Annotated in this window: 10 protein-coding genes; all 10 read right to left on the bottom strand. The window is 39.1% G+C overall.

The window, feature by feature from the left end:
* Positions 1 to 1,169: YbbR-like domain-containing protein (locus ACJMMI_RS02355; protein ID WP_405353140.1), on the bottom strand; the 1,169-nt coding region annotated here is incomplete at its 3' end.
* On the bottom strand, positions 1,156 to 2,031 hold the full coding sequence (gene cdaA / locus ACJMMI_RS02350) for a diadenylate cyclase CdaA (RefSeq protein ID WP_405353138.1): 876 nt from the start codon (positions 2,029 to 2,031) through the stop codon (positions 1,156 to 1,158). The genes ACJMMI_RS02355 and cdaA, both read right to left, overlap by 14 nt.
* A 68-nt stretch (positions 2,032 to 2,099) precedes the next feature.
* Positions 2,100 to 3,254, bottom strand: a complete 1,155-nt coding sequence (locus ACJMMI_RS02345) for an aminotransferase class V-fold PLP-dependent enzyme (protein WP_405353136.1) — start codon at positions 3,252 to 3,254, stop codon at positions 2,100 to 2,102.
* Positions 3,251 to 3,478: a DUF3343 domain-containing protein gene (locus ACJMMI_RS02340; protein WP_405353134.1), complete on the bottom strand. Its 228-nt coding sequence runs from the start codon at positions 3,476 to 3,478 to the stop codon at positions 3,251 to 3,253. The genes ACJMMI_RS02345 and ACJMMI_RS02340 overlap by 4 nt, the downstream gene beginning before the upstream one ends.
* Positions 3,479 to 4,113: 635 nt before the next feature.
* Complete coding sequence (locus ACJMMI_RS02335; RefSeq protein ID WP_405353133.1) at positions 4,114 to 6,510, bottom strand: alpha-amylase family glycosyl hydrolase; 2,397 nt, start codon at positions 6,508 to 6,510, stop codon at positions 4,114 to 4,116.
* Between the two features lie 34 nt (positions 6,511 to 6,544).
* Positions 6,545 to 8,089, bottom strand: a complete 1,545-nt coding sequence (locus ACJMMI_RS02330) for a starch-binding protein (protein ID WP_405353132.1) — start codon at positions 8,087 to 8,089, stop codon at positions 6,545 to 6,547.
* Between the two features lie 240 nt (positions 8,090 to 8,329).
* On the bottom strand, positions 8,330 to 9,595 hold the full coding sequence (locus ACJMMI_RS02325; RefSeq protein ID WP_405353130.1) for a replication-associated recombination protein A: 1,266 nt from the start codon (positions 9,593 to 9,595) through the stop codon (positions 8,330 to 8,332).
* A 154-nt stretch (positions 9,596 to 9,749) separates the two neighbouring features.
* Complete coding sequence (gene glyA, locus ACJMMI_RS02320; protein WP_022234527.1) at positions 9,750 to 11,006, bottom strand: serine hydroxymethyltransferase; 1,257 nt, start codon at positions 11,004 to 11,006, stop codon at positions 9,750 to 9,752.
* 30 nt (positions 11,007 to 11,036) lie between these two features.
* Positions 11,037 to 12,020 (bottom strand): tRNA dihydrouridine synthase DusB, encoded by a 984-nt coding sequence (gene dusB / locus ACJMMI_RS02315; RefSeq protein ID WP_405353128.1) that lies wholly within the window; start codon positions 12,018 to 12,020, stop codon positions 11,037 to 11,039.
* 10 nt (positions 12,021 to 12,030) lie between these two features.
* Positions 12,031 to 12,564 carry a hypothetical protein gene (locus tag ACJMMI_RS02310; protein ID WP_405353126.1) on the bottom strand — a complete coding sequence of 178 codons (534 nt, stop codon included), beginning with the start codon at positions 12,562 to 12,564 and terminating at the stop codon, positions 12,031 to 12,033.
* Positions 12,565 to 12,715: the final 151 nt, after the last annotated feature.

Genomic DNA, 12,715 nt, shown 5'->3' with positions numbered 1-12,715 from the left:
CCTTTCATTCCGTCTGAAGCCGACACATCAATAACGGCGGTAATATCAGAAGCGTTCAGCGAGTCAATTTGACTGCTTGTGCCATACACCGTAACCTCAAGATTTTTCTGTGTTACCTCGGCAGAATATCCCGATGCAAGTCCTTGTACCACAAACTTTTCTACCGTAAGCTTTTTACTTGAAAGCGATGATAAATCAAGTGTAACCTTAGCAGTTGAAGTATTGCTTATATTCTTGCAATCTGTAGGAATTTCTACAGCAAGATCAAAGGTTGACCTAGTATTGGTAAGCGTTGCAAAATCAATCGGAGCAAGGTTTACAGAATCTGTTTTATTAAGAACATCTTCTGTTCCGGCAAGGAGGATTGAAGCCGGCTCAATAGAAATCATATCATCTGTAATCTGCAATCCTGACGGTATATTTGTAAATATAGGCTTGAGTGATACCTCTTTTTCCGGAAGCACAGAAATTGCAGCTTCTACCGTTTTGAAATCAAGTGAAAGTAAATCTGTATTAATTTCTTTTCCGTCAGAATCATACAGAATTATATCTGCATTTACCTTGCGTGACGAACTGAGTGTGCCGTCAATATTTGCACTTGCAACAACTTTTGAAATCTTAGAAACTTCTGATTGCGGACCTGTTATATACACAGTCTTGGAAGAAAGTGTAGTTGAAGCATAATAACCGTCCTCAACCTTATATACAACATTTTCCTGAATATCAAATGTTTCTTCCCTCAGATAGTCAATAAACACATCAATAGTTGACGGCTTGATAGCAGAAGAAATCTGAAAGTCGCTATACGGATTATTCTTAGACGCATTAAGATATAGTGTGTAGTTGCCCGCAGAATCAACATAATTTGCAGCAGCCTTTACAGTAATATCAGATGCCTGCAATGAGCCAACCACTGCCCTGTTGCCTGTAACTGTGAGTGACGCTGTGTAATCACTGCCGGAAAAAACCTGTAAGCCGTTATTAACAGCCTCATCAGACAGTTCAACCTGAACAGGTATGCCTGAAATCGTAAGGCTTGTGTCATTGCCTGTGCTTATACTCATATAAACCCAGATTACTAGCGAAATAACAATTGAAACTATAAACAGAAAATTTGTGCTTTGTAAATACGCTTTAAATCTCGATCTTTTACTTTTATTTTCCTTCATCCGACTTCCTCCTTATCTTCTGGAGTAAACCGGCAGTTGCAGTATCGTCATCAGTATTTTCAAGCAATAAGGACTCAAGCTTATCAACAAGCTCATCTCGTGTAAAATTACGAAGAAGAACGCCGTTAATTGCAAGAGAAATCACACCTGTTTCCTCACTGACAATTAGAACAACAGCATCGCTCTGCTCACTAATACCAAGACCTGCTCTGTGCCTTGTGCCAAGGTTAATGTCAACATTCTTGTTATCTGTAAGCGGCAAAATACAACCTGCGGCAAAAAGCTTACCGTCACGCACAATACTTGCACCATCGTGCAAAGGAGCTTTATTGAAAAATATGTTTCCAAACAAAGCTACCGAGGTATCTGCATTAACAATTGTACCTGTTGCTGCAATATCAGAAAGCTTAGTTTCTCTTTCAAAAACAAGCAATGCACCTGTTTTTGAGCGTGAAAACAGCAAGGCAGTATCAGCAGCATCTATAATTGATTTCTTAACAGCCATTTTCCACTCGTCGCTTTTCTCACGATGTGTAATAAGCTTAATATACTTTTTGTAGGTATTATTTCTGCCCATTTGTTCAAGATATTTTCTGATTTCAGGCTGAAAAATAATTGCTACAAGTATTACTGCACCCTCAAAAAATGTTCTCAAAAGTGAGGTAAGCATCATCAAACCAAATAGCGAAGAAATTAAATATATCACAAGAAGTGCACCCACACCTTTTAAAAGCTGAGCTGCACGAGTTTCCTTTACAAGCTTGAAAAGGCTGAAAATAATGAATGCAATCGCAAGAATATCAATTATATCACGAATTTCAATGGTTTTTAGCACAGAAAATATACTTTGTATCCATTCCATTATTTTTAACCTCCTCTATTTTTACTCACTTTATTTTAACACATAACAGCATTGAATTGCAACCTTTTTTACACTCTTTTGTAATATTTAATTTGACTGACTGATTTAATAAGATAATTAACTTCATTCATAGTTGAAAATGATGAAATTACCGCCCTAACAGTACCTTTTTCGACAGTTCCAAAGCATTTGTGAGCAAGGGGTGCACAATGAAGTCCTGCCCTCACAGCAATGTTAAATTTATCATTTAATATTTGAGCTGTTGTTTCGCTGTCAATATTTCTGAGATTAAATGATACAACAGGCACGCTTTCTCTTTCATTTGGTCTTTTAGTATATAGCTCAATGTCATCAATTTTTGCTAAGCCGTCATACAAATTCTGAGCAAGTCTGATTTCATAATTAAATATTCTTTGTTCAGTTTTGTGCATAACATATTTTATTCCCTCATTAAGACCAGCAATTCCGAGCAAATTATGGGTACCGCTTTCAAATTTATCCGGCAATATTTCCGGTTGATTGATTTGTACCGAAAGGCTGCCGGTACCGCCCTGAGTAAGGCTTTCAGGGATAACATCACTATTAATTATCAATAAGCCTGTTCCCATTGGACCATACAAACCTTTATGACCTGCTGTACATAGGTAATCAATATCAGTATTTTTTAATGAAATTGGAATAATTCCTGCGGTTTGTGCGGCATCGGTACAAAACAAAATTCCATTAAGCTTGCACAAAGCAGAAATTCTCTCTATAGGCAGGCGAATACCAAAAGCATTTGATGCGTGAGTACATATTACAAGCTTTGTATTTTCTCGAAAAGAACTTCTGAAATTATCTATTGTTTTTTCAACATCACCATACTCAACCTGTGCAATACTGTACTCAATACCCTTGCTTTTGAGAAATTCAAGCGGACGAACAACGGCATTATGCTCATATGAAGAAATTACAGCGTGGTCGCCTGACTTCAAAACTCCCTTAATTACAGTATTTAATGCAGTTGTACAATTATTTGTTATTATGACATTTTCGGGATTATCTATATCAAACAGCTTTGCAGCGTTGCTTCTGCACTCATACAGAACATCAGAGGCTTTCATAGCCATATTATGACCGCCTCTTCCGGGATTTGCTCCTATCTGAGTTATTGCATAGTTTACAGCATTTACCACACTCTGAGGCTTAGGAAAAGTTGTAGCTCCATTATCAAAGTAAATCATTCTATATCAGCAGGATATACTCCCTGCACAGGAATATTCATCGCCTTTAATATTTCAATGCTTTCGTCCACTCTGTTTAAAACAAGCAAACTATAACCACAAGAACCTTCTCTTAGTTGAGCCGGAGTTCGTATTATTTGAGTACGAATTCCCCTCCTTCTCAAAGCTTCTCTTCCCCTCTGTGTATAAGTTAGGGTATTAAAAACAAATATTGCTTTTTTCATATTATTCACCACTTTATAAATCTTAGTTTTTGCATTTCTCCCTGCTACATAATATGATGAGAAAATTATATGGTTATAGCATATTATGGTTATGTTTTATATGTTGGAGTGGTATTGATAAATTATGGTTTGTAATGGTCGGAAAATTTCTGCTTGACTCATTGCAGACTTTATACTCGGAAATAAAAAGTGGGTGTGGGCAAAGCCCACAATACACAATACTTTAGATAACGCAAAGTTTTGATAGCCAAACAGCCTGCTGTTTGGCGGCTTGAACACAATGGCGAAAGCCTTATGATTGCGACAGGAACACAAAAAGCCATTCTTCTTTATTATTTATTAATGAAGTATTTCTTTTAAAAGGCTGCCGCCTGTTTTGTCAAACTTTGATGTATCACACAAACAGCGTTGCTGTTTGTGCCTAATAAAAGGCAATGAAAACGACTTTCTTGGGCGTTGCCCAAACCCACGAGCCTTTAAAAAGGCTCGACCTAAATTTTATATTATTTATCCTAAACTCTCTGCTAAACAATAATTCACTCCAACTATTGACATAGATTTCTGTTGTCACAAACTTTTTTGGCAAAGCAAAAGTGGCACCCATAAAGAGTGCCACAATGCAATAAAATTATTTTTTATTTAAGGAAAGAAGATGTACCGCCGATCTGACCGTCAATACCTGTGAAGCCATTTGCACAGCATACATAAACTCTCATATTTGCCTTACCAATGTTAGAAACAGTAAGTGTTCCGTTTGTTACATTCTGAACATCACCTGTTACAGCATCAACATATCTGCCGTTAGGAATATTCTTAAATGTAGCACCACTTGAAACTGTTACAAGTGCAAGGCTGTCAACACCGTCTTCAGCACTTGTGTAACGGCGGATATAAGACATATTGCCACCTGTTACATATGAACTTGAAGCTGTGTACTGACCTTTCTGGAGAGCAGGAATTGCTCTTCTGATTGCGTTAAGCTTTGAAAGGTGAACGCTGAGTGGGCTTGCAAGTGTTTCAGCAACTGTACCGGAAGCTGTGTACTCACTAAAGTCAGTAGCTGTTACATCACCCTCAAGGTAGTCACCAAAGTAAGCACGACCTGTTGTTGAAAGAGGTGCATTAGGACCAACATCAATAACAGCACCCTTCTGGAACTCAACCTCTGAACCATAGTAAACGCAAGGGATACCACGGAATGTGAACATAAGGTCAAGGTTCTCTGCCCAAGCCTGTGTACCACCTGCAAAACGATTCTTCTCATCAGGCTGCTCAGGAGCATAGTCGTGAGAATCAACATACATTACATTGTATGTTGCATCGTTGTAGTACTGGTCTGTGCTCTTAGCAAAGTTATAAGCATTGCTTGCACTCCCAAACATTCTGTGCATTTGGAAGTCGATAGCCTCCATACCTGATGCCATAGATCTGTCAGGTGTGTGGTAAGTAATACCATTAAGGAAAGCATTGTCTGAAGTTGGCTCATCTGAAGTGTCATCTTCTTCAAGATAATGGTCAAATACAACATTCATATTGTTGTTAATATCATCAAATGATGAACCATAGCTCCATAAATCGGCCCATTTGCTGTTAGACTCTTTCCAAGTATAGTAAGGAGTTGATTCCTCTGCATGACCACGATACCAAATCTGTGTATAACGAGTACAGATTTCACCAAACATAAGGAAGTTATTGTTACCTGATGCCTTTGCAGCTGAATAAAGCTGGTCATTGTACATAAGGTTGAGTGAAAGTCTTGGAATATGTCTTACTGTATCAACACGGAAACCATCAACGCCCATATTGATATAGTTTGAATAAACATCTACGATGTGCTCTGCTACTGCCGGGTTTTCTGTGTTAAGGTCAACGCAGTCACCTGCAATCTGAGCAAATTTACAGGTCCAGTCATCCCAGTTAAGGCTCTGGAAATATCCTGTATGATAGTAGTTATTTGAATTGTATTTGTCAGAATCTGAAAGCTTTACTGAGTCATAATCTTTTTTGTCAGGTAAGCTACCTTTTGAGTTACCTACATCTGAAGGATATGAAGTATTCTTCATAAGCATAAGTCTCTGAGAATACTGTACAGCACCTTTCTGAGCCCAATATTCTTCAGGGGAATTAAGTCCAAATGTATCAAGGAGTAAGTCAGTAGGAACCATTGATTCCTCAAGGTTTGAAAGATCCTTAGTTGTGTCTTTTTCAAAGAGGTTGCAGAAGTAAGATTCACCGAAGTTACCTGTATGCTGGAAAACTACGTCCTGAATAATCTTCATACCCTTTGAATGAACAGCGTCAATAAGATCCTGGTATGTAAAATCATCGCTCTCATAACGAACATCTACAGTTGAGAAGTCCATTGCATGGTAGCCATGGTAGTCATAACCGGAAGCATTTGTAACTACAGGAGTAACCCAGATAGCTGTAAAGCCAAGTGCCTTGATGTAGTCGAGCTTATCGGCAAGACCTTTGAAGTCACCACGCCATGCAGGGTCAGAATCAGGGTTGTTTGCCTGTGAGTCGTCCCAGCAATGAACATTGTTGCCTGTATCGCCATCATAGAAACGAGTTGTCATAACAAAGTAGATAGACTCTTCACGCATATCAACTGAATCCACAGGGTCAACCTGGTCAGGATCATAGCTTGTCCATCTCTTGTTTTTATACCACCACTCACCGGTAGTTCTTCTGAGTTCAGGTGAATACTGATTGCCGTCCTTATCAGTAAAAATCATATTACAAGCTGTTACATCGTTGATCACATAAGTAAACCAACCATTAGTACCAGCGTTCATTTTTTCACCCGGATACGAATCTGACATTGCACTGTTTGTTGGAAGGGAATTCCAAAGATAAACATATGGCTGTGCGAGTTCGCTATTCTGATAATGGATAGTGATGCCTGTTTCAGCTGTTGATGCTGCAACCTCTTCAGTTGAAACATCAGCAGCGTTTACAGATACAATACCCATTGCTGCAACGAGCATTACAGAAAGTACTAACGCACACCACTTTTTAATTTTAGTCATAATAGTACCTCATATGTTATAGATAAATAAATCGTTAGCTTTCGGAAACGATTGACTGAAGCTTAGTTGCGTCAATAATATCAAGTATGCCGTTACCGTCAATATCACATACATCGAAGTCATATGTCAAGCCTTCATACTCAGCAACGATCATCTGGAGATATGTAACATCGTTTACGTTTACAACACCATCGCCATTGCAGTCACCCTTAAGAACAGGAGTTGTTGTTGGCTGTGGAGCTGTTGTTGGAACAGTAACAGTTGTTGGCTGTGTTGAAGGAGTAGGAACTGTTACAGTTGGCTGTGGAGTTGTAGTAGTTGGTACATTAGAGTCAGCTGTGTAAGTATATGTCTTTGAAACCTTTGAGTTGTCAGAACCTTCAACAAATACTTCAACTGTGTATGTACCCTTAATTGTCGGAACGAATGAATAAGAATCGTTGAGTGTGTAGTAAGGAATGTTCTTAGTACCGTTTGGATCTGTAACTACATATTTGTAGAAAAGAAGGTTTGTACCGGTCTTACCACCACCTGCAAGAACTTTAACTGTAGCCTTTGTGTTGAGCTTAATGTAGTTAAGGTTAAGAGGTGTTACATTCTTAATAACAGGCTTAACGAGTGTTGAATCATCATTTACTGTAAGTGTGAGTGAACGCTCGTTTGTGTTGCCCTTTGTATCTGAATACTCAAACTTGATTGTGTATGTACCAACTGCTGTTGGAGTCCATACATAAGAGTTTGCAGCACTCATCGGAGAAACAACTTTGCCGTTTACAGAAATCTGATAGCTAATTGTTGCATTTACAAGGCTCTTAGCTGTTGTTGAAAGTGTAACTGCTGTGCCTGTGTAAATTGAGCTTACAGGGTCAGCTTTGTAAGAAGTGATCTGAATGTCGCTTGTGTCATATACTGACCAAGTGTTTGTCTTGTTGTTGTAAAGATCATCTGAACCAACAGTAAGATCAGCTGTCTGATTGCTGCCGGAGTTAAAGATAACATTCTTGTATGTCTTATCAGGTGTGTAAGACCATACATTGTCACCGATTTCAGTCATTGGCTTACCAGGCCAAGCAGCGTTTGAATCTGAGCTGCCATTCCACATGTAGCAATATACATTTGACCAACCGGCATCATTCTGACAGTAAATTGGCTTTACATCGCCTGAAGGAGCTGTTGTAGGCTGTGTAGCCTGTGTTGGATTTGTTGCACCTGAATAAGCTGACCATGTGCCTGCACTAAGATCATAAATCTGACCGTTGCCTGCATATGTAAGGTCGCCTGTCTGGTTGCCATTGCCACCACTGCCGTTGTTGAAAATAACTTTCTTAAAATCACCTGTAAGTGTATAAGAATAAACGCCATCTTCAACCTTTGTCATAGCCGCACCCGGCCATGCTGAGTTGTTGCCTGAACCATCTGTCCACATATAGCAGTGGAGATTTGTCCAGCCGTTGTTTACACGAACATATACAGTATCACCTGTTGCTGCTGATACTGCCATGCTGCCCGCACAAACTGCCGATACTGCAAGCATAATACAGAGTATTAAGCTGAGTACCTTGTGCTTTGTTGTTACCATAAGAATTTCCTCCAAATTTTATTTTTATGGTTTTTGTGGATAATATAGTTCCACATTCTGACAATTATATTATACAACAATGTTTGTCAATGCTTTTTTCTTAATAAGAATTATTTAATTTTCTTGTAGCCAAACTTTATGCACTATATTTGTATATAATAGACAAAAAGGAAGCTATAATAAAAATTTAATATCAACTTGCACAAACAAAAAGTGCTGTTTTTGTGAATAATAATAGTGTCATATTTTTTTAATTTTCTCCCAATATGCCCTGTATGCCTGCTCATTTTTATTATCACCGTATTCATAATATACTCTGTTCTGAATAATATCCGGTAAATATTGCTGCTTGACAAAGTGATTTGGATAGTCGTGCGGGTATTTATAAAATTGTCCTTTATTGTTATTGTCTTCCCCATCATAGTGCATATTCTGGAGCTGACGAGGCACAGGGCCATAATTTCCTGCCTTTAAGTCCTGCATTGCACGATGTATTCCGTTATAAGCCGAGTTTGATTTTGGTGCGTTGCACACCATAATTACTGCGTCTGCCAAAGGTATCTGAGCTTCGGGCAATCCGACTGCCTGAGCAATATCAACACAGGATTTCACAATTGGAATTAACTGAGGATAGGCAAGTCCAACATCTTCGCAGGCACACACCATAAGTCTGCGGCATGCACTTGGCAAATCTCCTGCTTCAAGCAATCTTGCAAGGTAATGCAGAGCAGCATTGCTGTCACTGCCACGCATACTTTTCTGATAAGCAGAAATTATATCATAATGCTCGTCACCGTCTTTATCATAGCGAACTGCACTTTTCTGTACAAGCTCTGCCACACTCTCTTCTGTTATCGTTTTTACACCGTCAATTTCATCAGCTACAAGGATTGAAAGCTCAACTGCATTCATAGCCTTTCGTACATCACCGCCACAGCCGTACGCAATTTTTTTGCGACAGTTTTCAGGAAAATCAACCTCTATCTCCTGCTCCTCTGCAATGATATTGGCTGCTCGTTCAACTGATCTTTCTATTTCTTCAGGCGGCACTGACTTAAACTCAAAAACAGTTGAACGGCTGAGAATTGCGTTGTACACATAAAAATACGGATTTTCGGTTGTTGACGCAATCAAGGTTATTGAGCCGTTTTCTATGTATTCAAGCAAAACCTGTTGCTGCTTTTTATTAAAATACTGAATCTCGTCAAGATAAAGTAGAATTCCGTTCATTCCTGAAAAAGTATTCAACTCGGAAACTACTTCTTTAATGTCGGAAGTTGATGCAGTTGTACCGTTGAGTTTTTTCAGAGTTCTGTTTGTTCTCTTTGCAATGTAGGTTGCAAGAGTAGTTTTGCCCACACCTGACGGGCCGTAAAAAATCAAATTAGGAATTTCTCCGCTTTCAATAATTTTGCGAAGTGGTTTGTTTTCTCCGAGTAAATGCTTTTGCCCTACTATATCATCAAGAGATTGTGGGCGGATTCTATCTGCAAGCGGAGTCCTCATAATATTGCCTCATTTCAATTAATATGTAAATAAATTCAAGTTAAATATGTATATATTTCATAGTACATTTGTTCGTAGAATTTGTCAAGATTTTTTCCAAAAAAATTCCGTTCCACCATAGATTTGATGGAACGGAAAGTATAACTAAGTAAAATTATTCGTAAAGAGGATATTTTTTGCAGATTTCTTCAACGCCTGCTCTCACCTTATCAGCACTGTTTTCAAAATCATTGAGAACAAGAGTGATGTACTCAGCAATCTTGTCCATATCTTCTTCGTTAAGACCTCTTGTAGTAACAGCAGCAGTACCGATACGAACACCACTTGTAACAAACGGAGAAAGTGGTTCGCCCGGAATTGTATTCTTGTTTACTGTGATGTAGCACTCATCAAGACGAGCCTCAAGCTCCTTACCTGTAACACCCGTATCACGAAGATCCATAAGAAGTACATGGTTGTCTGTACCACCTGAAACAAGCTTATTGCCCCTCTTTAAAAGTCCCTCTGCAAGAGCCTTACAGTTAGAAACAATTTTAGCACCATATTCCTTGAATTCAGGCTTTAATGCCTCACCAAAGCAAACTGCCTTAGCTGCGATTGTGTGCATAAGAGGACCGCCTTGAGTACCCGGGAAGATAGCCTTATCAATCTGCTTAGCAAACTCTTCTCTGCAAAGAATAAGACCGCCTCTTGGACCACGAAGAGTTTTATGAGTTGTGGATGTAACAAATTCACAGTATGGAACAGGGTTTGGATGTACCCCTGCAGCAACAAGGCCTGCAATATGAGCCATATCTACCATAAGATATGCACCAACCTCGTCTGCAATTTCACGAAGCTTTGCAAAATCAATAATTCTCGGATAAGCAGAAGCACCTGCAACAATAAGCTTTGGCTTGCATTCTTTGGCAATCTCAAGAACCTTGTCGTAATCAATTCTATGTGTAACGCTGTCAACACCGTATGGTACGAAGTTAAAGTATTTACCTGAAATATTAACAGGTGAACCGTGTGTAAGATGACCACCCTCGTTTAAGTTCATACCCATAACAGTATCGCCTGGGTTAAGCATAGCAAAGTAAACTGCTGTGTTAGCCTGAGCACCTGAGTGTGGCTGAACATTAGCATGCTCTGCACCAAAAAGCTCACAAGCTCTCTTTCTTGCAATTTCTTCAACTACATCTACACACTGACAGCCGCCGTAATAACGCTTTCCCGGGTAACCCTCTGCATACTTATTTGTAAGCAAACTGCCCATTGCTGCCATAACAGCAGGAGAAACAATGTTCTCACTTGCGATAAGCTCAAGATTTCTTCTCTGTCTTTTAAGCTCTGCAGTCATAGCTTCTCCAACAGCCGGATCGTAGCTGTTGAGATAATCAAGTGCTGCAATATTTGTTTTTTCACTCATAATTATTCCCCTTTATCTATAGTATATATTTTAAGCATCATAAACTGATGATAAAGCCTTGCTTTTGAGAGCGTACAAATCATCAAGAGTACATACCTTGCCCGACTGATTTCTAAGCTCTGCCGCACCACGCATTCCCTTAAAATATCCGGCAATCAACTTTCTTGCCTGCAGCATTGCCATATGTTCACCCTTATACTCAACCATTTTTTCAATATGTCGGCACATAACCTCAAGCTTTTCTTCAAGCGTCGGTGGCTTTAATATGCAATCGGGATTTTCAAGATAAGCGTTGATTTCCGAAAATATCCACGGATTTCCGAGTGTAGCCCGTCCAACCATAACAAGTGAGCAGCCGGTGTAATCCATTACTTCCTTTGTTTTCTTAGCCGAAGTAATGTCGCCGTTTGCAATTACAGGGATTGACACCGCATTATTGACTTCTTTGATTATATCATAATCAACAGGCGGCTTATAATACTGTTCTCTTGTTCTGCCATGGATTGTAATTGCCGCCGCACCTGCCTGCTCACATATTTTAGCAACCTCAACCGCATTTACAGATGAATTATTCCAACCCTTGCGGATTTTTACTGTAACCGGAACATCAACAGCCTTTGTTACAGTCTGTACAATTTCACCGCAAAGCCGAGGATTTTTCATCAAAGCACTTCCGCTGCCGTTTGAGCTGATTTTTGGTGCAGGGCATCCCATATTTATATCAATAATATCAGGCTTGTTTTCCATTGAATGTACGGCAGCTTCTGCCATACATTTTGGATCATCTCCAAAAATTTGAATACCGCATGGGCGTTCAAAATCAGAGATTTCCATAAGTTCTTCACTCTTTTTGCTATTAAACGAAAGAGCTTTTGAGCTCACCATTTCACTAACACAGTATGCTGCACCAAATTCTACACAAAGCTCTCTGTATGCCCTGTCGGTAACTCCTGCCATTGGTGCAAGAACTGCCCTTGACTTAAATTCAATATTTCCAATCTTAATTTTATCCATACTGCTCTCCTTATGAAGAATAAATATCTCTCTGTTCTCTTCTTTTTTCAAGAGCATAAGAAATCTTTGTGCTGAGCAATACAAATATTATTACGATTATACCTACAATTACACAACACCATGATACCACACCTGCGGCATAGTTTGTTTCGTAACGCTTTGTACTTACCTTTGAAGTAGAAAGCTGAGTAGGTGAAACGGTTTCATTTACTACATTATTGTTAAAATCATATTCAGTTGTTTCTTCATAATACGGCTCTGTCGGCTCTTCTGTGACAGGCTCATAGGTATATTCCTCTGTTACTGCTTCAGTATAATACTCTGTCGGTGGTTCGGTATAAACCTCGGTTTCGGGAATAGTTTCAATCTCGGTATATTCCTCGGTGTACTCCGGTTCGGTATAAACCTCAGTTTCCACAATATCGCCATCGTCAATTCCGTCACCGTCAATATCAACGGCATATGCACTAAAGGCAGCCGCAAGCATAAATACTACCGCAAACAGCATACAGAGTGCAGATTTTGAAATTCTGTATTTCTTCATTATCTTACTCCTTGCGGATACATATATTCAAATTATACCAAAAGCAACATTATATTGCAAGCTATTTTCACATTTTATTATAATCCGTCTTTCAGCACTTCATAAAGCACATTTCCAAGCAATTCTCCGCTGTATTCTGCCTCATCAACAG

The sequence above is a fragment of the Ruminococcus sp. genome (assembly GCF_045129435.1).
In the GTDB taxonomy this organism is placed as follows: domain Bacteria; phylum Bacillota; class Clostridia; order Oscillospirales; family Acutalibacteraceae; genus Ruminococcoides.
This window is presented reverse-complemented; position numbering and strand designations above follow the sequence as displayed.